The following is a 24,217-nucleotide window of genomic DNA, read 5'->3' as shown; positions in this document are numbered from 1 at the left end:
CCGCGGCGGCGGCCGAACTCGAGCGGCTGGCTGAACAGCTCCGGACCTCAGGCGGGGTCCGGCCAGGCGTCGACGACTTCGACGTGACGCAACCCCGAAGACGCGCTGATGTGCCGGAACCAGGCGGCGCACTCGGGCACCGTGTCGATCGACCGGGCCGCTTCCTCGGCTTCGGCACGGCTGCGCCACACGACGACGTCCAGCCAGCCGCCGTCGTCCTCCCGGGTCAGGTACGCGGCGAGGCAGCCGGGGAACCGCCGGCGCATCGCCTCGACCATCGCCGGACGCTCGGCCACCAGCCGGTCCACCGCCGCGTCTTCGCTCCGGAAGCGGGCAAGCTCGATCGTCGTCACGAGCGCAACCCAGCCGCGAGCACCGACAGTTTTCGGGCGCCGTCGGGCCAGGACTACTCGCTCAGGCGCTCCACGGCAGCGTCGACGCGCTCGTCCGTCGCGGTCAGGGCGACGCGGACGTGCTTGCCGCCCTTGGGGCCGTAGAACGTCCCCGGGGCCACCAGGATCCCGCGGTCGGCCAGCCACTCGACCGTCGCCGAGGCGTCCTCGTCCCTGGTCGCCCACAGGTACAGCCCCGCCTCGGAGTGGTCGATGCGGAAACCGTTGTCCTGCAACGCCTTTCGCAACGCCAGCCGGCGCCGGGCGTACCGCTCGCGCTGGGCGGAAAGAGCTTCGTCGTCGGTCAGGGCGGCGACCATCGCCTCCTGGACCGGGCGCGGCACGATCATGCCCGCGTGCTTGCGGATCTCCAGCAGTTGCTTGATCAGGCGCGGGTCACCGGTCAGGAAACCGGCGCGGTAGCTGGCCAGGTTCGCCGACTTGGAGAGCGAGTGGACCGCGATCAGGCCGTCCGTGCGGCCGTCGCAGACGTCCGGGTGCAGGACCGACAACGGCGAAGTCTCCCAGCCCAGCGCCAGGTAGCACTCGTCGGACACCACCACGACGTCGCGCTCGCGGGCCCACTCGACGACCTTGCGCAGGTGCTCCACCGGGAGCACCTGGCCGGTCGGGTTGGACGGCGAGTTCAGCCAGATCATCGCCGGCTTCTGCGGGCCGAGCGCGGTCAGGCCGTCGGACCGCAGGATCGACGCGCCCGCCAGCAGCACCCCGACCTCGTACGTCGGGTAGGCCAGCTCCGGGATGACCACCAGGTCGCCCGCGCCGAAGCCGAGCAGGCGCGGCAGCCAGGCCACGGCCTCCTTCGACCCGATCGTCGGCAGCACCGCGTCCGGCTCGATGCCGGTCACGCCGTGCCGGCGGCCGAGGGCGGCGATGGCCGCCGCGCGCAGGGCCGGGATGCCGTGCGTCGTCGGGTAGCCCGGGATCTCCGACACCGACGCGAGCGCGTCGCGGATGCCGGCCGGGACCGGGTCGACCGGCGTGCCGATGGAGAGGTCGACCACCCCGCCGGGATGCGCCTGTGCCTTGGCCTTGACCTCGGCGAGCGAATCCCAGGGGAAGTCGGGCAGCGCGACCCGGCTCATTCGCCCTGCGGGGGCAGCGCCTTGATGAACGCCGGGTCGTGCGCGGTCTTGCCGACCTTGGAGGCGCCGCCGGGCGAGCCCAGCTCGTCGAAGAAGTCGACGTTGGCCTTGGTGTAGTCCGACCAGTTGTCCGGGACGTCGTCCTCGTAGTAGATCGCCTCGACCGGGCAGACCGGCTCGCAGGCGCCGCAGTCGACGCACTCGTCCGGGTGGATGTACAGCATCCGCTCGCCCTCGTAGATGCAATCCACGGGGCACTCGTCGATACACGCCTTGTCGAGCACGTCGACGCAGGGCTCGGCGATCACGTAGGTCACTGCGCACTCCTGCTTTTCTCTGCAAACAGCCAGTCGTGGCCGACACTACGCGGTTCGGCCACCCGTTCGGTTGGTGAGGCAAGCCTTAGCCATACCCCGGGTATGGCGGGTGCTCACCTCTCCCGGCGGCGCGACGGCGGGGTGGCCCGGGCGTCGCCGGTGATGACGAAGCGAGGTTTCGGAGCCTCGCCTGCGTCGCTTTCGGCCTTCTTCTCCCCCACGGCGCGGTTGAACCCCTCGGAGATCTCGTCGACGAGCTTCTCGTTGTGCCGCTCGTCCTTGCGCTGGATGCCCACGGCCCACCTCCTCGGAAATCCGTTCCGCGCCGTTCACGGCCTTGGGGACAATCTAGCCGTGAACGCACCCGAGTCGCTCGAAATCGCCTGCAGCAGAGCATGGCCGCCACTGGTCGAAGAACCCTTGGGGACCTGGCGGCTGCGCTGGGCGGACGGGTTCACCGGCCGCGCGAACAGCGCACTCGCGGTGGGCGACCCCGGCCGGCCCGTCCCCGAGGCGCTGCGCGCGGTGTGTGACTTCGCCCACGATCGGGGGATCCCGCCGATGGTGCAGGTGATCCGCGACAGCCCGAACGAGCACGCGATCGCCGCCGAGGGCTGGGCCCCGGCCACCGGGCACGGCGCCGGCCACGAGGTCGTGGTCCTCACCACCCCGCTCGCCGCCGGACGCATCTTTCCTAGGGAAAGTGACGCCTCCGGCCCCTCCGACGCATCTTTCTCGGCGAAAGTGGCGGATGAGCCGACGCCCGGCTGGTGGGAGCTCACGCTGGGCCCCGGAGAGGACACCGACGCCGCGCGGAGCGTCCTGACCGGCGGAAAGGTCGGTTACGGTGTCGCGACGACCGCCGACGGCGTCACCGCCGGCGTCGTCCGCGGGGCCCTGGTCGACGGCTGGCTGCACGTCGGCCGGCTCGAGGTCGGCCCGGCCTTCCGGCGCCGCGGGCTCGCGTCGGCGCTGATGGGCGCCCTGCACGCCTGGGGTGCGGAACACGGAGCCGGTCAGGCGGTGTTGCAGGTCGCGGAAGGCAACGAAGGCGCACTCGCGCTTTATGCGGGGCTCGGCTACGCCCCGCACCACAGATACCGGTACTGGGTGCCCGCACCCGGCTCGTGCGAGGATTCGACGTCGTGAAGATCGTGGTAGTGGTCGGCGGAGTGGGCGGGGCCCGCTTCCTGCTGGGTGTCAAGGCAGCGCTGGGCATGCCGGCGGAAGGTTCCGGGGAGTCGGAGCACGAGGTGACGGCGCTGGTCAACACCGGCGACGACGTCTGGATGCACGGCCTGCGGATCTGCCCGGACCTGGACACCTGCATGTACACCCTGGGCGGCGGCATCGACAAAGAACGCGGCTGGGGGCATTCGGGCGAGACCTGGGTCGTCAAGGAGGAGCTGGCGGCTTACGGCGCCGAGCCGTCGTGGTTCGGGCTCGGCGACAAGGACATCGCCACCCACCTGATCCGGTCGCGGATGCTGCGCGCGGGCTACCCGCTCTCGGCGGTGACCGAGGCCCTCTGCGACCGCTGGCAGCCTGGCGTCCGGCTGCTGCCGATGTCGGACGACCGCGTCGAGACGCACGTCGTCATCGACGACCCGGAGCAGGAGGGCCAGCAGAAGGCCGTCCACTTCCAGGAGTGGTGGGTGCGCTACCGCGCCGAGCCGAAGGCGCACTCGATCGTCGCGGTCGGCGCCGACGAGGCCAAGCCCGCGCCCGGCGTGCTCGACGCGCTCAAGGACGCGGACGCCGTGCTGTTCGCGCCGTCGAACCCGGTCGTTTCGGTCGGCACCGTGCTGGGCGTGCCCGGGGTCCGGGACGCGCTCCGCAAGACGTCCGCGGGTGTCGTCGGGGTGTCGCCGATCATCGGCGGCAAGGCGCTGCGCGGGATGGCCGACGCGTGCCTGACCGCGATCGGCGTCGAGACGTCGGCGGAGGCGGTGGGCCGGCACTACGGCTCCCGCAGGGCCGACGGTGTGCTCGACGGCTGGCTGATCGCGGAAGGCGAAACGGCGGACGTGCCGGGCGTGACCGTCCGCGACGTCCCCCTGCTGATGTCCGATGTGGACGCGACCGCGGCGATGGCCCGTGCCGCCCTGGAACTGGCTGGAGCCCCTGTTGACTAGCACCGCTGACCACGCTTCCCCCAAGCTGGAGATCCTGCCCGTCACCGGGCTGCCGGAGTTCCGCCCCGGCGACGACCTGACCGGCGCGATCGTCGAGGCCGCGCCCTGGCTGCGCTCGGGTGACGTCCTCGTCGTGACCAGCAAGATCGTCTCGAAGGCCGAAGGCAGGCTCGTCAAGGTGCCCGCCGACCCCGACGACCCCACCGTCCGCGACGCCGAGCGCCGGAAGCTCGTCGAGCGCGAGGCCGTCCGGGTGGTCGCGCGGATCGCGCGCACGGTGATCACCCAGAACCACCTGGGGATCGTGCAGGCGGCGTCGGGCATCGACGCGTCGAACGTCGAGGGCGACGAGGTCGCGCTGCTGCCGGCCGACCCGGACGCGTCGGCCCTCGCCCTGCGCAACGGGCTGCGCGAGCGGCTCGGCGTCGAGGTCGCGGTGGTCGTCACGGACACGATGGGCCGCGCGTGGCGGGTCGGGCAGACCGACGCCGCGATCGGCTCGTCCGGGCTGCGCGTGCTGCACGCCTACCGCGGCGAGGTGGACGGCCAGGGCAACGAGCTGGCCGTCACCGAGGTGGCGGTCGCGGACGAGCTGGCCGGGGCCGCCGACCTGGTCAAGGGCAAGCTGGGCGGCACGCCGGTCGCCGTCGTCCGTGGTCTGGACATTTTCGACGACGGCTCGACGGCGCGGAACCTGGTCCGCCCGCTCGAGGAGGACCTCTTCCGGCTGGGCTCGAACGAGGCCATCGCGCAGGGCCGCCGGGAAGCGGTGCCGGCGCGGCGTTCGGTGCGGCGGTTCAGCGACGAACCGGTGAGCCCGCGGTCGGTCCGGCGGGCCGTGGGCTCGGCGCTGACCGCGCCCGCACCGCACCACACGCACCCGGTGCGGTTCGTGTGGCTGCGCGACGGCGGGAAGCGCAAGCAGCTGCTCGACGCGATGCGCGAAGCGTGGCAAGCCGACCTGACCGGCGACGAATTCACGCCGGAGCAGGTCGCGAAGCGGCTCAGCCGCGGCGACATCCTTTACCGGGCACCGGAAATCATCATCCCCTTCCTGGTGCCGGACGGCGCGCATACCTACCCCGACGCCCGCCGCAACGACTGCGAAAAGACGATGTTCACCGTCGCCGGGGGCGCCGCGGTGCAGGGGCTGCTGGTCGCGCTCGCCGCCGAAGGCCTCGGCTCGTGCTGGATCGGGTCGACGATCTTTGCCGCCGGCATCGTCCGTGAGGTCCTCGGGCTGGACGAACGCTGGCAGCCGCTGGGCTCGGTCGCGATCGGCATCCCGCTCACCGAGCCGGACCCGCGCGGGCCGGTCGAGCCGGGTGACGGGCTGCTGGAGCTGTGACCCTGCACGCGGACGCCGTCGCGACACTGGATTCGTGGCGGCCCGCCCTCGGTTCCCAGGAGTCGCTGCGGCAGGCGTTCCTCGGTTTCCTCGCGGCCCGGGAGGACGCCTGCCGCCGCTCGTGCGAAGCCGGGCACCTCACGGCGTCGGCGGTGGTGCTGGACCACACCGGGACGCGGGTGCTGCTCACGCTGCACCCGCGGGTCGGCCGCTGGCTGCAGCTCGGCGGGCACTGCGAACCTTCCGACGGCTCACTGGCCGAGGCCGCGCTGCGCGAGGCCACCGAGGAGTCCGGCATGGCCGGGCTGCGGATCTCCGCCGAGCCGGTGCACCTGGACGTCCACCCGATCACGTGCTCGCTCGGCGTGCCGACGCGGCACTTCGACGTCCGGTACGCGGTGCACGCCCCGGCCGGTGCGGAGCCGGTGCGCAGCGACGAGTCCGACGACCTGCGGTGGTGGCCGGCGGACGCGCTGCCGGCGGGGTCGGAAGATCTCGCCGATCTGGTGAAAGCGGCCGTTCCTGTCGGTGCCGGGCACTAGCCTGGGGCGCGGAGAGGGAGGACCGGATGGCTACGCAGTTCTTGGAGCGGGTGCACTATCACTCCGGCGGTGGTGGCGGCGACGGGGTGTTCGGCTACATCGTCGTCGGGCTGCTGATCCTGGCGATCATCGTGTTCGTGATCGTGGTGGCGGTGCGGGTGTCGAAGATGCGCCGCGAAGAGGCGATGAAGAACGGCGGCGGGCAGTTCCCGCCCGCTGCGAACTTCCCGCCACAGCAAGGTTTCCCGCCGCCGTCCGGCGGGTTCGCACCGCCGCCGGGGCCGTCGGGTGGGTTCCCCGCGCCGCAGCAGCCGTATCCGCCGCAGCAGGGGTTCGCGCCGCAGCAGGCCGGGTTCCCGCCGTCGCAGCCGGTTCCGCAGCAGCCGGGGTTCGCACCGCAGCAGGGGTACCCGCCGGCGCCCCAGCAGCAGTACGCGCCGCAGGGGCAGCGGCCGCCGGGCCCGGGAGCGGGTCCGCAGAGCTGGTGATCATCCCCTTCGACAGCAGTTCGCCGGTCCCGCCGTTCGAGCAGGTCCGGTCCGGGCTCGCGGCGCGGATCAACGACCGTTCGCTGGCGGTCGGCACGAAGCTGCCCACCGTCCGGCAGCTCGCGGCCGACCTGGGCATCGCCCCGAACACGGTGGCGCGCGCGTACCGCGAACTGGAGGAGGCCGGGCTGATCGAGACGCGCGGCCGGGCGGGCAGCTTCGTCGCGGCTTCGGGCGACCAGAGCCGCCGCCGCGCCCAGCAGGCCGCGGCCGGCTACGCGGCGCTCACCCGCAAACTGGGCCTGGACGACGCGGAAGCGCTGGCGATCGCCCGCGCCGCACTCGACGAAGGGAAGAGCTGATGGTGAGCGTGCTGATGCTGCTGATCCTCGTGGTGGTGATCGGGGGTATCACCGGAGTGGTGCTGCTGATCGTCAACGCGAGCAAGCCGAAGCCGCCGCCGTACCCGCCGCAGCAGGGCTACCCGGGTTACCCACCGCCGCCCTATCCGCCGCAGGGCGGCTATCCGGGTCAGCAGCCGCCGGGTTATCCGCCGCAGCAGGGATATCCGGGCCAGCAGCCATACCCGCCCCAGCAGCCGCCCTACCCGCCGCAGCAGTAGGCCAAAGTCAGTGAATGTCGTATTGAGGGACTTGAAGTCCCTCAATACGACATTCACGGACTTCGGAGGGCTTCACATAGCGCGGTAGTCGCGCAGTTCGATGCGCGGGCCGAAGCGCGGCCGCCGATGTCCGGCCGCCTCCAGGTACCGCACCGCCCGCTGCCGCTGCGGGGCGTACGGCGCCAAGACCTCCGCCATCCCCGCGTCGTCGAGTTTCAGTCCCAGCACGGCGTTCCCGACCATCGACGGGATGTTGTAGTCGCCGAAGCTGACCGCGTCCGGGTCGCCCCACGCGCGCTGGGCGACCTCCGCCGCCGTCCACACCCCGATGCCCGGGACGTGCCGCAGCAGGTGCCGGCCCTCGAGCCCGCCCAGCTCCACCGCCCGCTCCAGGTGACCGGCGACGCGGGCCGCGTTGAGCAACGCCGTGCGGCGCTTGATGTCGACGCCCGCGCGGTGCCAGTGCCAGTCCGGCAGCGACCGCAGCGCCACCGGCGTCGGCGGTACGCGCAGCCGTTCCGGCCCCGGCCCGGGGGCCGGCGCACCGAACCGGCGGCACAGCTCGGCCCACGACCGGATCGCCTCCTTGCCGGTCACCTTCTGCTCCAGCACCGCGAGCACCAGCCAGTCCCACACCACGCCGGTCGCGCCGAGCCGCAGCCCCGGGTTCTCCCGCCGGGCGCGCGCGACGACGTCGTGGTGCGCGACGAACTCCGAGTCGTCGTCGTTCGCGCCGAGCAGCGCGGGAACACCGCTGAGCAGCCGGTCCGCGCCGTCGCCCCAGGCCGCGGCCTCGATGCGGCCGTCGGTCAGCTTGCGCAGCGCGAGGGTGCCCGGGCCGTCCGGCGTGTTCGACGCGAGCCAGGTGATGCCGCGCTCGTCGGTCAGGATGTTGAGCGACCCGCGCCCGCGCTTCAGCGGACCCAGGACACTGCCCAGGTCGACTTCGAACGCGGGACGCCAGAACATCGCTACGCGTCGCTCGAGAAGCGGACGGAACCGTTCGGCAGCACGACGTCCGGCCAGATCCGCGCGCCGTCGAGCAGCTCGCAGCCGGCGCCGACGGACACGCCGTCACCCAGCACGACCCCGCGCAGCACCGCACCGGCGCCGACGCGCGCACCGTGCCCGAGCACCGAGCGCTCGACGATCGCGCCCTCGGAGACGGCTGCGCCGTCGAACAGCACCGAGCCGTCGATCTTCGCGCCGGAGCCGACCACGGCCGCGACGCCGATGGTCGAACCACCGGACAGCTGCGCGTCTTCGGCCACGGAAGCGCCGTCGAGCACCAGGAAGTCGCCGGGCCGCCCGGGCAGCGCCGACGTCGGCGCGACGCCCCGCACCAGGTCGGCCGAGCCCCGCACGAATGCCTCCGGCGTGCCGACGTCCAGCCAGTAGGAGGCGTCGACGAAGCCCTGGATGTGCGCGCCCTGCTCCAGCAGCTGCGGGAACGTCTCGCGCTCGACCGAGACCCGGCGGCCCGTCGGAATGGCTTCGATCACCGGACGGCGGAAGACGTAGCAGCCGGCGTTGATCTGGTCGGTCGGCGGGTTCGGCGTCTTCTCGAGGAACGCCTGGACGCGGCCGGTCTCGTCGGTCGGCACCGAGCCGAACCGGCTCGGGTCGGGCACGCGCTGCAGGTGCAGTGTGACGTCGGCCTCGGACTCGCGGTGCACGCGCAGCTGCTCGCCGAGGTCCGAGCCGGAGATGATGTCGCCGTTGAAGACGATCACGTGGTCGGCGCGCAGCTTGTCGTAGACGTTCCGGATCGCGCCCGCCGTGTCGAGCGGCTCCTCCTCGACGACGTACTCGAGGTCCAGACCGATCGACTTGCCGTCGCCGAAGTACTCCTCGAACACCTCCGCCCGGTAGCTCGTACCCAGCACGACGTGCCGGATCCCGGCCTCGCGGATCCGGGAGAACAGGTGGCTGAGGTAGGGCGTCCCGGCTGTCGGGAGCATCGGTTTCGGCGCCGAAAGGGTCAGTGGGCGCAGTCGCGTGCCCTTGCCCCCGACCAGCACGACGGCGTCGATCTCGACCTCGGACGTCACGGAAATCTCCTCTTGTATCACGCACCGCTGAGCGACAAGCCGCGGGAAACCCTGACGGAGGTCGCCCGGAGGGCCTACCCTAGACAGGAAACAGGCGGGCCTTTCCCCAGAGGGCCCCGGGTCAGTCGGGAGGCCGAGGGGATGGACCCCCGCGATCGGGCGGACGCCCTGCTCGCACGAGCCCAGGCGCGCGGTGTGTTCGTGGTGACGCCGGACAGCGCCATCTCGCCGATGGACGCCTCGAACACGCAGCAGATACCGCGTGCCGCCATCGACGGCCTCGACAGAAGCCAGGACCCGGACACGACCACGCAGCTCCCGGCGTCGCTGATCGAGGAGAACGACCACCCGCTCGCGGGTGCGTCGCCCACGCGGCGGCTGGAGGCTTCCGGTGGCTCGCGCCGTCCGCAGGCGACCACTCCGTTGAGCACGCCGACGCCGACGACACCGATGCACAAACCGGGGACGCAGGTGACCGCCCCGCTGTCCCGTCGTCCCCAGGCCGAGCCGATCACGAGCCCGCTGAAGGAGCCGGACCCGGAGGACACCGGGCTGGTGCCGACGGTGACGCAGAACAACGGCAGGTCCGACCTTTCGCGCCGGCTCGACGGGATCTAGCGCGTCTCCAGCTTCAGCCGCACGGCGAGGCCGAGCTTGGCGGCGGCCAGCACCGGCTTCCAGGCGAGGCCCTGGTGGCGGTCGGCGAGGTAGCGGTAGGCGCTGTCGTGGTGGGCCTTGAGCATCTTTTCCGAGGCCTGCGACGTCGAGTGCCCGCCCTCGTGGGTGACGCTGGCGGACGGCGCGTAGACGTTCAGCCAGCCGGCCTTCGCCAGCCGGTCGCCGAGGTCGACGTCCTCGAAGTACATGAAGTAGCGCGTGTCGAAGCCGCCGACGGAGTCGAACGCCTCCCGGCGGATCAGCTGGCACGAGCCGGACAGCCAGCCCGCCGTGCGCTCGACCGGCGTGCCGGTCTCCTGGCGGTACTGCTTCGTCCAGGGGTTGCCCGGCCAGATCTTCGCGAAGACGGCGTGCCCGATGCCGCGCCCGAACGACGGCAGCAGCCGCGCCGAGGGGTAGACGGTGCCGTCGAGGTCGTGGATCAGCGGCCCGAAGGCACCCCCGCGCGGCCACCGGCTCGCGACGTCGAGGAGCGTGTCGAGCGAGCCGGGCTCCCATTCGAGGTCCGGGTTGACGACGACGACCCAGCCGTACCGTTCGTCCAGCTCGGCGACCCCGCGGTTGGCGGCGGCCCCGTAGCCGACGTTCTCCCCGATGCTGAGCAGCTGCACGTTCTTCCGGCCGGCGGTGGCCCGTTCGAGGGCGCCCTCGACGGAAGCGTTGTCCGCGACGACCACCTTGACGTCCCGCTCGGTGGCCTTCTCGAGGGTGTCAAGGAACCGCTCGATGGTGTCCTCGGAGAAGTAGGTCACGGTCACGACGCCGACTTCGTCGCTATAGCGGGAGTGCTCAGTCACCCGGCCATTGTCCACCGGTCACCCAACGCGACCCCGCCACCCCACAGGGCGTACCCGGAGGGTCGGTTCGCGTACCCCAACGGTCGGTTCGCGTACCTGGAGGGTCGGTTCACGAGCCGACCCTCCAGGTACGCGAGCCGACTGTCCAGGTACGCGAGCCGACCCTCTGGGTACGTGAGCCGACCTGTTCAGCGGGTGCGGAGGTGGCGGGACCAGGCTTTCGCGTACGCCTCTCGGTGCCGTTCAGCGGTCGTGGCCCACGAAAACTCCTTCGCGCGCTGCTGAGCCGCCGTTGCCAGCTCAGCCCGGCGGCCCGGGTCCGCGAGCAGCTCCGTGATCGCCGCCGCCACGTCTCCCGCGCCGACGCCGCAGTACGCCACCGCGTCGCCGCCCACCTCGGGCAACGACAGCCGGCGCGTGGTCAGCACGCACGCGCCGCACGCCATCGCCTCCAGCACCGGCAGCCCGAACCCCTCGCCCAGCGACGGGTACGCCACCAGCGAAGCCCCGCCGAGGAACCCGGCCAACGTGCCGAAGGGCAGGTAGCCCGCCCGGATCACGCGCAGCCGGTGCGGGACCGCGTCCAACGCCCGCTCGACCTGCGTGTCCCACCCCGGCTGCCCGGCCAGCACCAACGCCGGCGCGTCCCGCTGCCCGGCCACCGCCCTGGCGAACCCGCGGATCAGCGCCGGCACGTTCTTGCGCGGCTCCAGCGCCCCCAGGAACGCCACGTACGGCGTCCGGCCCAGCCCGACCGCCGCACGGGCGGCCGCCACCTCGGACGGTGACGGTGGGTGAAAACGCTCGGTGTCGACGCCGTGGTGAATCACTTCCAAGGAAGCGTGCCGCACCGGGCCGACACGGGCCAGCTCCGCGGCCGTCGCCGCCGAGGGCACCACGCACAACGTCGCGCGCCGGAGGGCCGTCGACGTCCACGCGCGGAAGAAGCGGGCCTTCACCGACGAGTGCAGCACGGCGTCGGTGAAGAACGTCGCGTCGTGCAGCGTGACGACCGATGCCGCCGACGTGGCCAGCGGCATCGTGTAGTGCGGCGAGTGGACGACGTCCGCGCCGAGGCGGCGCACCAGCCGGGGCAGCGTCGCCTGTTCCCAGGTCAGCCGCGCGGTGCGGGTGGTCGTCGACGGCGAAGCGGGGACGACGCGCGAGTTCGGCGCCAGCCGATCGTAAAGCTGCAGGTCCCGGGGCTGGCAGACGACGGTGATCCGCGCCCCGTCCGCGTCCAGGGCGGCGACGAGCGAATCCACGTACCGCCCGACCCCGCCGCGGTCCGCGGGAACCGCGGTCGCGTCGATCAGGACCCGGGGATCATCGCTCACCCCTGCAGGGTACGGCGGCGACCCTGAGTCATGGTGAGGAACTGGCAAACCGGTCAGCCATGTGCCCGCGTGTGGATGGCCCAGACCGCTTCCGCCGCACGCCGCCAAGTGAAAGCCTTCGCCCGCTCCCGACCCGAACGAGTGAGCTCGGCCGCCACGGTGGGTGAACCCAGCACCTCCCGCAACGCCGACGCCAGCGCCGTCGAGTCGCCGCGCGGCACCGTGATCCCCGCGCCGCCCGCCACCTCCACCAGCGCCGGAGCGTCGGTGTGGACCACCGGGATCCCCGCCGCCATGGCCTCCAGCAGGCCCAGCCCGAAGCCCTCGGCGAGGCTCGGCACGGCCAGCACACTCGCCTGCCGCAACGCGGTCGCCAGCTCGGCGTCCGACACCTTCCCCAGCATCCGCAGCCGGTCCGCCGGCAGCCCGCGCTCGGCCGCCAGCGCGACCGGGTCGATGCCGCCCCAGCCCGGCTGCCCGGCGAGCACCAGCACCACGTCGTCGAGCGCCGCAACCGCGTCGACCAGCACGTCGATCCCCTTGCGCGGCTCGATCGTGCCCACCGCCAGGACGTAGCGCGGCGGCAGGTCCAGCGGAGCCGAGCCCGCGGGCACCCGCACCCCGTGCGGCACCACGCGCACCGGGACGTCGACGTCGATCAGCACCGCCAGCTCGTCGGCGACCGCCCGCGTCGGCACCACCAGCCCGGACGCCCGCCGCGCCGCCCGCGCGATCATCGACCGGTGCCAGCTGACCCCGCGCGCGGTGAGCGTCTCGGGGTGGGTCCACGGCACGGTGTCGTGCACGGTCACGCTCAGCGTCTTCCCGGCCGGGGCGCGCGGCGGCGCGAACGGCGTCGGCGCGTGCACCGCGTCGCCGCCCGGCCACCAGCGCAGGCCCAGCTGCCAGACGCCGACCAGCGCGCGCGGCGGGATCCGCAGCACCCGCGGGCCCTCGACGCCCTCCAGCCGGGCCGCGTCCACGTCGGCGTGCCGCGCGACCACGCTGGACACCGTCCACCCCGGCGGCGCGGTCCGCGCGAGCGCGGGGAGCAGCTCGGCCGTGTAGCGCCCGGTGCCACCGGGCACGGGCGCGAGGAGCTGCTCGGCGAGCACGACCAGTTCGGGCACGCGGCTATTGTGCGGGACGTGACCGCGAATCCCGCCACCACGGTGGTCGTCGTGACCTGGCGGGGTGCCGGGCACGTGACCGCCTGCCTCGACGCGCTCGCCGCGCAGACGCGTCCACATCGGACGCTCGTGGTGGACAACGCCTCCGACGACGGCACCGCCGCCCTGCTCGCGGCCCATCCTTCGCACCCGCAAGTAATTCGCCTGCCTCGCAACACGGGCTACGCGGGCGCGCTCGCCGTCGCCGCGAAGCGCGTCGACACTCCGCTGATGGCGTGGCTGAACGACGACGCCGAAGCCGAGCCCGACTGGCTCGCGACACTGGAAGACACGCTCGAAAAAGCGCCGCTGGCCGGCGCGGCGACGTCGCGGCTGGTCCGGCCCGACGGGAGCACGCAGTCCGCCGGGGTCCGGCTGACCGCCGACGGCCACGGCGCCGACCTCACCGAGCCCACGGCCGAGGTGTTCGGCTTCTGCGGCGGCGCGGCGCTCCTGCGGACGGACGTGCTGAAGAGCGTGCACGGCGTCCCGGCCGGGTTCTTCTGCTACTACGAGGACACCGACACGGCGTGGCGGCTGCGGCTGGCCGGCTGGGACGTCGTCGCGGCGCCCGAAGCCCGCGTCCGGCACGCCCACGGCGTCAGCAGCGAGCTGGGTTCGCCGCTGTTCCACCGCTGGAACGAGCGCAACCGGCTGCTCATGCTGCTGCGCTGCGCCCCTCGCGGGGTCGCGGTGAACCAGCTGGTCCGCTTCGCCGTGTTGACAGCGGTGCTGCCGCTGCGTCCGGGCCGTCCGGCCGCGCCGAACTTCCGGTTCGGCCTGCGCTGCCGCGTCCTCGCCGAGGTCGTGGCGAGGCTCCCCGCGACGCTGGCGGCCCGCCGCAGGATCGGCCGGGCGACGGCGCTCGGCCGAGGCGCGGTCTGGGAGGCTTGGGCTGGCCTTTAAGCTGGCGCAATCCCGACGAAGGAGCTGGCTTTGGCGCAGGGGGAACCGCAACCGCTCGTCTCGGTGATCGTGGTGAACTACCGCGGTGCCGACGACACGATCACGTGCCTGCGCGCGCTCGCCGAACACGACTACCCCGAGCTCGAGCTGATCTGCGTCGACAACTCGGACGAAGCCGCCCGGATCCGGGAAGCGGTCCCCCAGGCCCGCGTCGTCGAAGCCGGCCGCAACACCGGGTTCGCCGGCGGCTGCAACCTCGGGACGAAGCACGCGAAGGGCACCGTCCTCGGTTTCCTCAACAACGACGCCCGCCCGGCGCCCGGCTGGGTCTCCGCCGCGGTCGCCGAGCTGCGCGCGCAACCCCGCGTCGCCGCCGTCGCCAGCAAGGTCCTCGACTGGGACGGCACCGGCACCGACTTCGTCGACGGCGGCCTGACCTGGTTCGGCATGGGCTACAAGCGCCACGCGGGCTCGCCCCTGGCCGACGTCCCGGCGGCCGAGCACGAGGTCGCGAAGGACGTCCTGTTCGGCACCGGCTCCGCGATGTTCGTCCGCACGGCCGTGTTCGCCGAGCTCGGCGGCTTCGACGAGCGGTTCTTCATGTTCTACGAGGACGTCGACCTCGGCTGGCGGCTCAACCTGCGCGGCTGGCGCGTCCGGTACGTGCCGGAATCGCTCGCCTACCACCGCCACCACGGCACGATGGCCGCGGTCGACGCGCCGGAGACCGGCCGCGAGACCTTCCTCCTGGAACGCAACGCCCTCGCCGCGCTCTACAAGAACCTCTCCGACGAAACCCTGGTCAGGGCGCTGCCCGCGGCGCTCGCCCTCGCCGTGCGCCGGGCCACCGCCCGCGGCGAGCTGGATGCCACGCAGCTGGACCTCGAAAAGGGCGTCGGCCCGATCGAGTCCGGTGACGTCGCGATCCCGCGCACCACGCTCGCCGGGATCCTCGCCATCGACCAGTTCGTCGAGCAGCTGCCGGCGCTGGCCGAGTCGCGCGCGGTCGAGCAGGCCGCCCGCGTCCGCACCGACGCCGACCTCCTTCCCTTGCTGCGCAAGGCATTGGAGCCCGCCTACCCGCTGCCGCGCTACCTCGCCGCGCACGACATCGTCGTCGAAGCGTTCGGCATCGAAAAGGCTTTCGGACAGCGTCGCAAGATCCTGGTGATCACCGGCGACGCGCTCACCGAGCGGATGGCGGGCCCGGCGATCCGCGCGTGGAACATCGCGCTGGCGCTCGCCGCCGAGCACGACGTCCACCTCGTCACGACCAACCCGCTCGCGACGCCGCCGCCCGCGCCGTTCCGCATCAGCGCCGGCAAGCACCGCGAGCTCGAGGCGCCGATCGCCTGGGCGGACGTCATCGTGCTGCAGGGTCACGTGCTCGAACTCGCGCCGTCGCTGAAGAAGGAGCACAGCGGCAAGATCGTCGTCGCCGACCTCTACGACCCGATGCACCTCGAACTGCTGGAGCAGGGGAAGGGCGTCGCCGACGACAAGCGCGCGGCCGACCTCGCCGGTGTCACGCGGGTGCTGGACGCCCAGATCGAGCGCGGCGACTTCTTCCTCTGCGCGTCCGAGCGGCAGCGGCACCTGTGGCTCGGCCACCTGGCCGCGCTGGGCCGGCTTTCGCCGCGGCTCTACGACGCCGACCCGACGACGCAGTCGCTGCTCGCGGTCGTCCCCTTCGGACTGCCGACGCAGGCGCCGGTCCGCACCGGGCCGGGGCTGCGCTCGACGCTCGGTCTCGGCGGCACCGACCACGTCGTGCTCTGGGCGGGCGGGGTGTACAGCTGGTTCGACCCGCTCACGCTGGTCCGCGCGATCGACACGCTGCGCCGCCGCCGCGGCGACGTCCGGCTGGTGTTCCTCGGCATGAAGCACCCGAACCCCGAGGTCGCCGAGATGGACATCGGCACGCGCACGATCCGGCTGGCGGATTCGCTCGGGCTGACCGGCAAGCACGTCTACTTCAACGAGCAGTGGGTGCCCTACCACGAGCGCCAGAACTGGCTGCTCGACGCGAACTGCGGCGTCACGACCCACTACGAGCACGTCGAGACGACGTTCGCGTTCCGCACCCGGGTGCTCGACTACCTGTGGGCCGGCCTGCCGATCGTGACGACCGACGGCGACTCGTTCGCCGACCTCGTACGGGCGGAACGGCTGGGTGTCGTCGTGCCGGCCGAGGACGCCGACGCGCTGGCCGCGGCGCTCGAAAAGTGCTTGTACGACGAGGAGTTCGCCGCGGGCTGCGTCGAGCGGATCGCCGTCGTCGCGCAGCGCTACACCTGGCCGGAGGCGTTGAAGCCGCTGGTGGAGTTCTGCCGCGACCCGCGCCCGGCGGCCGACCGGCTGCCCGGGTCCGCGGACCTGGTGACGACGCCGGCGGTACGCGGCCGCGCGATGGTGCGCCGCGACGTCGACCTGGTCCGGGAGTACCTCGCCGCGGGCGGGGCGGGCGAGCTGGCGCGTCGCGTCGGCGGCCGCGTGCTCAAGGTCGCGAAGCAACGGATCCGTCGTGGCTAGGTCGCTGCGCGTCCTCCTCGACGGCACCCCGCTCCTCGGCTCGCGCACCGGGATCGGCCGGTACACGTCCGCGCTGATCGAAGAGCTGGTGTCGATCCCCGAGGTGGACACGCGCGCGGTGGCGTTCACGCTGCGCGGCTGGCGGCGGCTGCGGCACGTGCTCCCGTACGGCGCGCGGGCGCGCGGGATGCCGGTGGCGGCGCGGCTGCTGCGGGCGGCGTGGATGCGGTCGGACTTCCCGCCGGTGGAGGTGTTCGCCGGGTCGACGGACGTCGTGCACGGCACCAACTTCGTGCTGCCGGGCCGGTTCCGCGCGGCGGGCGTGGTGACGATCCACGATCTGGCCTTCTTCGACAACCCGGCGGAGCTGGCACCGAGCGACCGCGGTCTGCCGGAGCTGGTCCGCCGCGGTGCCCGCCGCGCGAACGTGATCTGCACGCCGACCGCGGCGGTGGCCGACTCGGTGGCGGAGCGCCTGGACGTCGACCGCGACAAGATCGTCGTGACGCCGCTGGGCGTGAACCCGGCGTGGTTCACCGCGCGCCCCCCGGACGACGAGCGGCGCGCCCGGCTGGGGCTGCCCGCCCGGTACCTGTTGTTCGCCGGAGCGGCGGGGCCCCGCAAGGGCCTGGACTGGCTGACCCGCGCCCACGACGCGGCGCCGGACCTCCCGGACCTGGTGTTCGCCGGGCCGGGCCCGTTCCCGCGCGGCGCCCGGACTTCGCAGACCGGCTATCTGTCCGATGTGGACCTGCGCACGGTGGTGGCGGGGGCGTCGGCACTGGTGCTGCCCTCGCGCGACGAAGGGTTCGGGCTGCCGGTGCTGGAGGCGATGGCCTCGGACGTCCCGGTGGTGTGCACGGACATCCCGGCGCTGCGCGAGGTGGCGGGCGAGTGCGCGAGCCTGGTCCCGTACGGCGACGTGGACGCGCTGGCGGAGGCGTTGCGGACGGCGGTGACGGACCCGCACGCGGTGGCGACCTCGGCCTCACGCCGGGCGCACGCGGCGAACTTCACGTGGCGGACGTGCGCCGAGCTGACAGTCGGCGCCTACCGGCTGGCCTCAGGCCGGCACTGACCGCTGGTCCCGAGCGCCCCAATGTGGCCTTCGGTGCGCTCAACGCACCCAAGGGGCCCTTCGGTGCGTTCAACGCAACCAAGGCCACATTGGGGCGCTCGAGTCGGGGGGTCAGGAAGCTGCGAAGTAGGCGTCCAGCGCTTCTTCCCACGGACGCATCGGCGTCAGCCAGGCTTCCTTCCACGAAGCCGGGGACAGCACCGAGTACGCCGGCCGCGTCGCCGCCTGCGGGTACTCCGCCGTCGTGCACGGCCGGACGCGCGCCGGGTCCGCGCCCAACCGGGAAAAGATCGCCTGGGCGAAGCCGCACCAGCTGACCGCGCCCGCGTTCGTGCAGTGCAGGATCCGCCGCTCCGGCCCGTCGCCGGCCGCCACCCGGGCAGCCAGCTCCAGCAACCCCGAGGCCAAGTCGAAAGTCCACGTAGGACCACCGACCTGATCGTCTACAACGGACAGTGTGTCCCGGGAAGACTCCAGGCGCGCCATGGTCTTCACGAAGTTCGACCCGGCGAGCCCGTACAGCCACCCGGTCCGCACCACCCACGACGAGGCCCCCGACCCGAGCACCGCGTCCTCCCCGGCCGCCTTGGTCCGGCCGTACGCCGACCGCGGTCCCAGTTCGTCGGAAGGCTCGTAAGGCTCGGATGCGTCGCCGGAAAAGACGTAGTCCGTCGACACGTGGATCAGCGGCACCCGGCGGGAAGCGCAGGCCGCCGCCAGGACGCGCGGCCCGTCCGCGTTCACCGCGAACGCCCGTTCCTCGTCCGTCTCGGCCTTGTCGACCGCCGTGTACGCCGCCGCGTTGATCACGACCGGCGCCGAACCCGCTTCACGCGCGCGGTCGGCCAGCGCGCCGACCGCCGCCAGGACCTGGCCGGCCTGGGTCACGTCCAGCTCGGCCGATCCCGGGGCGACGACGTCGACGTCGGGGGAAGCCAGCGCGGCGAGATCCCGGCCGAGCTGCCCGGAACCCCCGGGCACAAGCACCGTCAGCGGCACGAAAAACCCCTACTTCTTCAGCGCGGCCCGGTCCGCCAGGGGCTCCCACCACGCGCGATTGTCCGTGTACCAGGCCACCGTCGCGGCCAGACCGTCCTCGAAGGACACGCGCGGAGCGTACCCCAGCTCCGAAGCGATCTTCGTGATGTCCACCGAGTACCGGCGGTCGTGCCCCTTGCGGTCCTCGACCGGCTCGACGCTGTCCCAGCCCGCCCCGACCGCCGCGAGCAGCTTCTCCGTCAGCTCACGGTTGGTCAGCTCGGTGCCGCCGCCGATGTTGTAGATCTCGCCGGGCCGGCCACCGTCGGCGACCAGCTGAATGCCGTGGCAGTGGTCGTCCACGTGCAGCCAGTCACGGACGTTGAGCCCGTCGCCGTAGAGCGGCACCTTCCGCCCGTCGAGGAGGTTGGTCACGAACAGCGGGATGACCTTCTCCGGGAACTGGTACGGACCGTAGTTGTTGGAACACCGAGTGACGCACACCGGCAGCCCGTGGGTGCGGAAGAACGACCGCGCCACCAGGTCGGAGGACGCCTTGGACGCCGAATAGGGCGAGTTCGGCTCCAGCACGTGGTCTTCGGTCCAGGAGCCGGTCTCGATCGAGCCGTACACCTCGTCCGTGGACACGTGGACGAACTTCGAGACGCCGGCTTCCAGGGCCGCCTGCAGCAGGTTCTGCGTGCCGAGCACGTTGGTCAGGACGAAGTCGGCGGCGCCGAGGATCGAACGGTCCACATGCGACTCGGCGGCGAAGTGCACGACGAGGTCGACCCCCCGCATGGCCTCGGCGACCTGCCGCGCGTCGCAGATGTCGCCGCGGACGAACTCGAGCCGCGGGTCGGCGGCGACCGGGGCCAGGTTGGCCTCGTTGCCGGCGTAGGTGAGCTTGTCCAGCACCACCACCTCGGCGTCACGCAGCGCGGGGTAAGCGCCACTCAGCGTCTGCCGGACGTAGTGCGACCCGATGAAGCCGGCACCACCGGTGACCAGGACCCGCATCTTCCCGCCTTTCCCTCGGCCCCCGTCCGGGGCAATCGGCCCCCAGCCTACGGAGGTCCAACAACACCCTCAGTAGAGTCATGGTCGTCAGGCACAGGGGTGCCCTGGGGGAAGCACGGGTTTCACAGGGGAGGAAGCGCGTGACCGAATGGCCTGCGCCGCCCGTCCCGGGGCGCCGGAGCTACGGCGTCGCGGTCCTCGCACGCCGCGGCGGCAAAGTGGTCGTGTCGCTGCTCTCCGTCGCGATCCTGGCCCTGACCTGGTACGGCTGGCACTTCATCGGTGACCCGAACACCGGCCTGACCACCACGAACGTCTTCGCCGACACCGAGGCGCACGCGAAGCCGCTCGACGGCGCCATCGACATCCTCCTGGTCGGCCAGGACAGCCGCACCGACGCGCAGGGCAACCCGCTGCCCCGCGAGGTGCTGGACATGCTGCACGCCGGCGTCTCCGACGGCGAGCTGAACACCGACACGATGATCCTCGTGCACATCCCCCAGAACGGGAAGCACGCGATCGCGCTCTCGTTCCCCCGCGACTCCTGGGTGGAGCTGGCCGGCGGCTACGGCAAGCACAAGCTCAACAGCGCGTTCGTCTACGCGTACACGGACACTTACAAAACGTTGCAGCGTCAGGGCATGACCGACCTCAAGCAGGCCGACGCGCAGGCGAAGGTCGCCGGGCGGAAGAACCTGATCGCCACGATCGAGAAGTTCATCGGCAAGCCGGGCATGATCGACCGCTACGCCGAGGTGAACCTGGCGAGCTTCTACGAGATCACCAAGTCGATCGGCGGCGTCGAGGTCTGTCTCAACGGACCGGTCAAGGAAGTGAAGTCCGGCGTGGACCTGCCGGGCGGCCGCCAGACGATCGAGGGCGTGCAGGCGCTCGCGTTCGTGCGGCAGCGCTACGGCCTGCCCAACTACGACCTCGACCGGATCGCGCGCCAGCAGGCGTTCCTGTCCGGGCTGGCCCGCAAGGTCATCTCGAGCGACGTCCTGACCAGCCCGGGCAAGATCGCCGACCTCGTGTCCGCGGTGAAGAAGTCCGTGGTGGTTTCCCAGGGCTGGGACCTGACCGAGTTCGCCGAGCAGATGCGCGGCCTGACCGGCGGCAACATCGAGTTCCACACCATCCCCACGCTGGGCAACGCGGTGATCGGCGGCGCCGACGTGCTGAAGGTCGACCAGGCCGCCGTTCAGGCCGAGGTGACGCGGCTGACCTCGGACGGCGACACCCCGGCGACTCCGTCGGCCACCCAGGTGCCGGGCGCGAAAGCTGTCACCGTCGAGCTGTTCGACGGCTCGGGTGCCGCGGCGCTGGCCGGCCAGACGCACACGATGCTCGCGGGCAAGGGCTTCACGGTCGCCGCCGACCAGAAGCTGAGCACCCGCAACACCACCGTCATCCGGTACAACCCGGCCGACAGCGCCGCGCTGGACCTGGTCAAGCAGGCGCTGGGCACCAGCGCCCAGGCCGAGCCGGATCGGGACGTCGCCGCCGGGCACGTGCGCGTGCTGCTGGGCAAGGACTTCCGCAGCTCTTCCGCCGGCCCGGGCGGTGCGCCGAGCTCGACCCCGAAGCCGCCGTCGGCCCCGGTGTCTTCCGTCCCCGCCGCCCCGCCGATCACCGCGGGCGACGTTCCCTGCGTCAACTAGACTGGGCACGCAGGGTGGTCGGGGGAGGTAAACCAGGATGGAAGACGACCAGGAACAGCCGGAACCGGCCACCGAGCCGGTGACGGAGCGCGACGAACCCGAGTGGAAGCCGTCGCCGTTCCCGCGTGAAGCGGAACCCGCCCCGGTGGCTGTGAAGCCGTCTCGGATGCGGCGGGCCGGGCGGGTCACCCGCCGGATCGCGGTCGGGCTCGTGTCGGTGCTCGCGCTCGGCGCCAGCGGCTACGCCTACGTCACCAAGGACCAGCTGCAGAGCACCGTCCCGACGACCGACGCGCTCACCCCGCGCGCCGGTGAGCCCGCGCCGCCGCCCGCGGACGACGGCGCGGACGACATCCTGCTCGTCGGCAGCGACGCGCGGACGGACGCGCAGGGCAACCAGCTTCCGCCGCGGGTGCTCAAGGAGCTGCGGACCGAGGCCAACAGCGGCGCGGTGAACACCGACACGGTGATCCTGCTGCGGGTGCCGAAGAACGGTTCGAAGCCGTCGGCGGTGTCGGTACCGCGGGACACGTGGACCGACGTCCCGGGCCGCGGCAAGGCGAAGATCAACTCGGCGTACGGCATCGCGAAGGCGCACTTCGCGCAGCAGCTGCGGGCGCAGGGCGAGCGTGACCAGGCGAAGATCGAACGCGACTCCGACACCGAGGGCCGCCGGGTGCTGGTGCAGGCGGTGCAGGACCTCACGCAGGTGCGCGTCGACCACTACGCCGAGGTCAACCTGCTGGGCTTCTACCTGCTCACCGAGGCGCTCGGCGGCGTGAAGGTGTGCCTGAACCACTCGACCGAGGACAAGGACTCGGGCGCGAACTTCCGCCGCGGCCCGCAAACGGTGTCCGGCGGCGAAGCGCTGTCGTTCGTCCGGCAGCGCAAGAACCTGCCGCGCGGCGACCTCGACCGGATCGTGCGGCAGCAGGCGTTCCTGTCCTCGGCCCTGCACCAGGTGCTTTCGGCGGGCACGCTGACCAGCCCGGGCACGCTGAGCGACCTGATGGACGCGGTGCACCGGTCGCTGACCCTGGACCCCGGGCTCGACCTGCTGCAGTTCGCGCAGCAGGCGAAGGGCATCGCCTCGGGCGATCTGGCGTTCGCGACGATCCCGGTCATCACGGCGAACGGCCGGAGTGAAGACGGGCAGAGCATCGTGGAGATCGACCCGAAGGCGGTCCGTGAGTTCGTGGCGGGCCTGGCCGGGCGCCCCGCCGCTCAGGTCCCGGCCAAGGCACCGGCGGGTGGCGGCTCGGGCAGCGGTGGCGGCTCGGGCAGCGGTGGCGGCTCGGGCAGCGGTGCCGCCCCCGTCGCGGCACCGCTGCGCCAAGCCTCCGACGGAGTCCCCTGCGTCAACTGACGGAGCTCAGGCGAAGTCGGCGCGGTGGTCCTCCGCCCACTGCCGGAACGTCCGCGGCGCGTGCCCGGTCACCTCGCGCACCACGTCCGTCACCACGGACGGCTCCCGCGTCGTCCGCTCCATCGCCCGCAGGATCTCCGGCGGCACCTCGGGCGGCCAGCCCAGCGCGGTCATCCGCTCGGCGGCCTGCTCCGGCGTCAGTTCCTCGACGCGCAGCGGTCGGCCGAGGACGTCCGCGAGCACCTCAGCCTGCTCGCGGAAGCTGATCGGCGAAGGCCCGCTCAGCTGCAGCGCCTGCCCGGCGTGCGAACCGGACGCCAGGATCTTCGCCGCGACGTCACCGATGTCCCGCTCGTGGATCGCGCCGACCCGCGAGTCCGGGTACGGCGTGCGGACGACGCCCTCGGCGATGTCCGCGCGCCAGCCGAGCGCGTTCGTCGCGAACGAGCCCGGGTTGAGCAGTGTCTCCGCGAACGGCGCCGCGATCAGTGCCTCCTCCACGGCACGGTGCAGGCGCGCGACGCGACTCTGCGCGGACTTCGGTTCGAGCGTCGCTCCCGACGACAGCAGCACGACGTGCCGCACGCCGGCCGCCTCGGCCGCCTTCACGAAGCCCTCGATCCCCGACGGCCGCGTGTACAGGAACACCGACCCGACGCCGTCGAGCGCGGCGTCCAGCGTGGCCGGATCTGCCAGGTCGGCGCTCACCTTGGCGGTCGGGACGTCGAGCGTGGTGGCGTCGCGGCTCGACGCGCGCACGTCCTGGCCCGCGGCGACGAGCGCGTCGAGCACGGCGCGGCCGACGTGTCCACGGGCCCCGGTGACGAGAATGGTCATGGCCGTCCCCCAGCTCCCGGATTGCATTTGCTTGCAAAGCAAACGTACTGAGATCGAAGTGGCGGTGTCAACCGGCGCGGCGCGTGGTCCGCGCTTTAGCCTGTCCGCATGAGCCTGACCGACGAGCTGCTGCGGCCGCTGCTGGCCTCGCCCGCCAAACCGTTGATCACCCATTACGACGACCAGCTGGGCAGCCGCGTCGAGCTGTCCGTGGCGACGACCGCCAACTGGGCGGCGAAGACGGCGAACTGGCTGACCGAGGAGTTCGACATCGAGCCGGGCGACGCCGTGGCGGTGCAGCTGCCGGCGCACTGGCAGACCGTGGGCGTGCTGCTCGGCGCGTGGTGGTGCGGGGCGCGCGTCGTGACCGAAGGCGCCGGCGCGCGGGTGGCGTTCGTCGGGCCGGACGACCCGGAGCCGACCGGCGCGACCGCGACCGCCGTCGTGACGCTGGACCCGATGGGACGCGGTCTGTCCGAGCCGCCGGGCGGCGGCGCGTTCGACTACCTGAGCGAGTCCCGGCTGGCGGGCGACCAGTACAGCCCGCTCTTCCCGATCCCCGGCGACACGGCCGCCCTGTTCGAGTCCACAGTGGACGAAGTACTGGCGGAAGCCCGCGCCCGCGCGGCGAAACTCGGCCTCGGCGCGGACGACCGCGTGCTGTCCACCCGGGACTGGAGCGGCCCGGAGGGCATCCTCGACGGCCTGCTCGTCCCCCTCGCGGCCGGCGCGCACCTCGTCCACGTGAGCAACGCGGACGAGGCGAAGCTTTCCGCCCGCCGCGACGCCGAGCGCACCACGGCGGACCTCCCCGCTTGAAAGCCGTGAATGTCGCATCGAGGGACTTCAAGTCCCTC

At 72.5% G+C, this 24,217-nt stretch carries 26 protein-coding genes; 14 read left to right on the top strand and 12 right to left on the bottom strand.

Going from position 1 to position 24,217, the window contains the following annotated elements; translation table 11 throughout:
• Positions 1-47: 47 nt before the first annotated feature.
• The 4 genes from AB0M83_RS42195 to AB0M83_RS42180 form a co-directional block, all read right to left on the bottom strand.
• Entirely contained in the window at positions 48-353 is a 306-nt protein-coding gene (locus AB0M83_RS42195; protein ID WP_364526446.1) for an antibiotic biosynthesis monooxygenase, read from the bottom strand.
• A 53-nt stretch (positions 354-406) separates the two neighbouring features.
• The gene (gene dapC / locus AB0M83_RS42190) at positions 407-1,498 is read right to left on the bottom strand and encodes a succinyldiaminopimelate transaminase (RefSeq protein ID WP_364526444.1); all 1,092 of its coding nucleotides are present in this window, start codon (positions 1,496-1,498) and stop codon (positions 407-409) included.
• The gene (gene fdxA, locus AB0M83_RS42185; RefSeq protein ID WP_003083029.1) at positions 1,495-1,815 is read right to left on the bottom strand and encodes a ferredoxin; all 321 of its coding nucleotides are present in this window, start codon (positions 1,813-1,815) and stop codon (positions 1,495-1,497) included. The genes dapC and fdxA overlap by 4 nt, the downstream gene beginning before the upstream one ends.
• A gap of 113 nt (positions 1,816-1,928) precedes the next feature.
• A complete protein-coding gene (locus AB0M83_RS42180; RefSeq protein ID WP_364526442.1) occupies positions 1,929-2,111 on the bottom strand; it encodes a hypothetical protein in 183 nt (60 codons plus the stop codon).
• Positions 2,112-2,169: 58 nt separating this feature from the next.
• Between AB0M83_RS42180 and AB0M83_RS42175 the strand changes: the two genes are divergently transcribed.
• Genes AB0M83_RS42175 through AB0M83_RS42145 form a run of 7 tightly spaced genes read left to right on the top strand, consistent with a single transcriptional unit; the run spans position 2,170 to position 6,950 of the window.
• Entirely contained in the window at positions 2,170-2,964 is a 795-nt protein-coding gene (locus AB0M83_RS42175) for a GNAT family N-acetyltransferase (protein WP_364526440.1), read from the top strand.
• Entirely contained in the window at positions 2,961-3,950 is a 990-nt protein-coding gene (cofD, locus tag AB0M83_RS42170; RefSeq protein WP_364526438.1) for a 2-phospho-L-lactate transferase, read from the top strand. The genes AB0M83_RS42175 and cofD overlap by 4 nt, the downstream gene beginning before the upstream one ends.
• The gene (locus AB0M83_RS42165; RefSeq protein WP_364526436.1) at positions 3,943-5,298 is read left to right on the top strand and encodes a coenzyme F420-0:L-glutamate ligase; all 1,356 of its coding nucleotides are present in this window, start codon (positions 3,943-3,945) and stop codon (positions 5,296-5,298) included. The genes cofD and AB0M83_RS42165 overlap by 8 nt, the downstream gene beginning before the upstream one ends.
• Positions 5,295-5,840 (top strand): NUDIX hydrolase, encoded by a 546-nt coding sequence (locus AB0M83_RS42160; protein ID WP_364526434.1) that lies wholly within the window; start codon positions 5,295-5,297, stop codon positions 5,838-5,840. Before AB0M83_RS42165 ends, AB0M83_RS42160 begins: the two co-directional genes overlap by 4 nt.
• 26 nt (positions 5,841-5,866) lie before the next feature.
• Positions 5,867-6,328: a hypothetical protein gene (locus AB0M83_RS42155; RefSeq protein ID WP_364526432.1), complete on the top strand. Its 462-nt coding sequence runs from the start codon at positions 5,867-5,869 to the stop codon at positions 6,326-6,328.
• Positions 6,325-6,690, top strand: a complete 366-nt coding sequence (locus tag AB0M83_RS42150) for a GntR family transcriptional regulator (protein ID WP_364526430.1) — start codon at positions 6,325-6,327, stop codon at positions 6,688-6,690. Before AB0M83_RS42155 ends, AB0M83_RS42150 begins: the two co-directional genes overlap by 4 nt.
• Complete coding sequence (locus AB0M83_RS42145; RefSeq protein ID WP_364526428.1) at positions 6,690-6,950, top strand: hypothetical protein; 261 nt, start codon at positions 6,690-6,692, stop codon at positions 6,948-6,950. The genes AB0M83_RS42150 and AB0M83_RS42145 overlap by 1 nt, the downstream gene beginning before the upstream one ends.
• 72 nt (positions 6,951-7,022) lie before the next feature.
• Here AB0M83_RS42145 and AB0M83_RS42140 read toward each other — a convergent pair whose 3' ends face one another.
• Positions 7,023-7,919 carry a DNA-3-methyladenine glycosylase 2 family protein gene (locus tag AB0M83_RS42140; protein WP_364526426.1) on the bottom strand — a complete coding sequence of 299 codons (897 nt, stop codon included), beginning with the start codon at positions 7,917-7,919 and terminating at the stop codon, positions 7,023-7,025.
• A 2-nt stretch (positions 7,920-7,921) separates the two neighbouring features.
• Positions 7,922-9,001, bottom strand: coding sequence for an NDP-sugar synthase (locus tag AB0M83_RS42135; protein ID WP_364526424.1), 1,080 nt, complete (start codon positions 8,999-9,001; stop codon positions 7,922-7,924).
• 141 nt (positions 9,002-9,142) lie between these two features.
• On the opposite strand from AB0M83_RS42135, the gene AB0M83_RS42130 reads away from it, so the two are divergent.
• Positions 9,143-9,619 carry a hypothetical protein gene (locus tag AB0M83_RS42130; protein ID WP_364526422.1) on the top strand — a complete coding sequence of 159 codons (477 nt, stop codon included), beginning with the start codon at positions 9,143-9,145 and terminating at the stop codon, positions 9,617-9,619.
• Here AB0M83_RS42130 and AB0M83_RS42125 read toward each other — a convergent pair.
• The 3 genes from AB0M83_RS42125 to AB0M83_RS42115 all read right to left on the bottom strand — a co-directional run bounded on the left by AB0M83_RS42125 (position 9,616) and on the right by AB0M83_RS42115 (position 12,943).
• Entirely contained in the window at positions 9,616-10,476 is an 861-nt protein-coding gene (locus AB0M83_RS42125; protein WP_364526420.1) for a glycosyltransferase family 2 protein, read from the bottom strand. The genes AB0M83_RS42130 and AB0M83_RS42125 overlap by 4 nt on opposite strands.
• 188 nt (positions 10,477-10,664) lie before the next feature.
• The gene (locus tag AB0M83_RS42120; RefSeq protein WP_364526418.1) at positions 10,665-11,813 is read right to left on the bottom strand and encodes a glycosyltransferase family 1 protein; all 1,149 of its coding nucleotides are present in this window, start codon (positions 11,811-11,813) and stop codon (positions 10,665-10,667) included.
• Between the two features lie 53 nt (positions 11,814-11,866).
• The gene (locus AB0M83_RS42115; protein WP_364526416.1) at positions 11,867-12,943 is read right to left on the bottom strand and encodes a glycosyltransferase family 1 protein; all 1,077 of its coding nucleotides are present in this window, start codon (positions 12,941-12,943) and stop codon (positions 11,867-11,869) included.
• A 9-nt stretch (positions 12,944-12,952) separates the two neighbouring features.
• Between AB0M83_RS42115 and AB0M83_RS42110 the strand changes: the two genes are divergently transcribed.
• From AB0M83_RS42110 to AB0M83_RS42100, 3 genes are read left to right on the top strand one after another with little or no spacing between them, the layout of a single operon-like run.
• Entirely contained in the window at positions 12,953-13,888 is a 936-nt protein-coding gene (locus tag AB0M83_RS42110) for a glycosyltransferase family 2 protein (RefSeq protein ID WP_364526414.1), read from the top strand.
• A 30-nt stretch (positions 13,889-13,918) separates the two neighbouring features.
• Entirely contained in the window at positions 13,919-16,420 is a 2,502-nt protein-coding gene (locus AB0M83_RS42105) for a glycosyltransferase (protein ID WP_364526412.1), read from the top strand.
• Positions 16,413-17,498, top strand: coding sequence for a glycosyltransferase family 1 protein (locus tag AB0M83_RS42100; RefSeq protein WP_364526410.1), 1,086 nt, complete (start codon positions 16,413-16,415; stop codon positions 17,496-17,498). The genes AB0M83_RS42105 and AB0M83_RS42100 overlap by 8 nt, the downstream gene beginning before the upstream one ends.
• A gap of 111 nt (positions 17,499-17,609) precedes the next feature.
• Here AB0M83_RS42100 and rfbD read toward each other — a convergent pair whose 3' ends face one another.
• Together rfbD and rfbB are read right to left on the bottom strand one after the other, a co-directional pair.
• Positions 17,610-18,497, bottom strand: coding sequence for a dTDP-4-dehydrorhamnose reductase (gene rfbD, locus AB0M83_RS42095; protein WP_364526408.1), 888 nt, complete (start codon positions 18,495-18,497; stop codon positions 17,610-17,612).
• 9 nt (positions 18,498-18,506) lie between these two features.
• Positions 18,507-19,496, bottom strand: coding sequence for a dTDP-glucose 4,6-dehydratase (gene rfbB, locus AB0M83_RS42090; protein WP_364526406.1), 990 nt, complete (start codon positions 19,494-19,496; stop codon positions 18,507-18,509).
• A gap of 140 nt (positions 19,497-19,636) precedes the next feature.
• Here rfbB and AB0M83_RS42085 point away from each other — a divergent pair, with 140 nt between their 5' ends.
• Entirely contained in the window at positions 19,637-21,157 is a 1,521-nt protein-coding gene (locus AB0M83_RS42085) for an LCP family protein (protein ID WP_364526404.1), read from the top strand.
• 37 nt (positions 21,158-21,194) lie between these two features.
• Positions 21,195-22,523, top strand: coding sequence for an LCP family protein (locus AB0M83_RS42080; RefSeq protein WP_364526402.1), 1,329 nt, complete (start codon positions 21,195-21,197; stop codon positions 22,521-22,523).
• A gap of 6 nt (positions 22,524-22,529) precedes the next feature.
• Here the strand turns inward: AB0M83_RS42080 and AB0M83_RS42075 are convergent, their stop codons facing one another.
• Positions 22,530-23,360 carry an NAD(P)H-binding protein gene (locus AB0M83_RS42075; protein ID WP_364526400.1) on the bottom strand — a complete coding sequence of 277 codons (831 nt, stop codon included), beginning with the start codon at positions 23,358-23,360 and terminating at the stop codon, positions 22,530-22,532.
• 108 nt (positions 23,361-23,468) lie between these two features.
• Here AB0M83_RS42075 and AB0M83_RS42070 point away from each other — a divergent pair, with 108 nt between their 5' ends.
• The gene (locus AB0M83_RS42070) at positions 23,469-24,179 is read left to right on the top strand and encodes a TIGR03089 family protein (RefSeq protein WP_364526398.1); all 711 of its coding nucleotides are present in this window, start codon (positions 23,469-23,471) and stop codon (positions 24,177-24,179) included.
• The last annotated feature ends 38 nt before the right edge of the window (positions 24,180-24,217 follow it).

The organism is Amycolatopsis sp. NPDC051106 (genome assembly GCF_040682775.1).
Classification (GTDB): domain Bacteria; phylum Actinomycetota; class Actinomycetes; order Mycobacteriales; family Pseudonocardiaceae; genus Amycolatopsis.
Note: the sequence above shows the minus strand (reverse complement) of the source record. Positions and strands in the feature narration are given on the sequence as shown.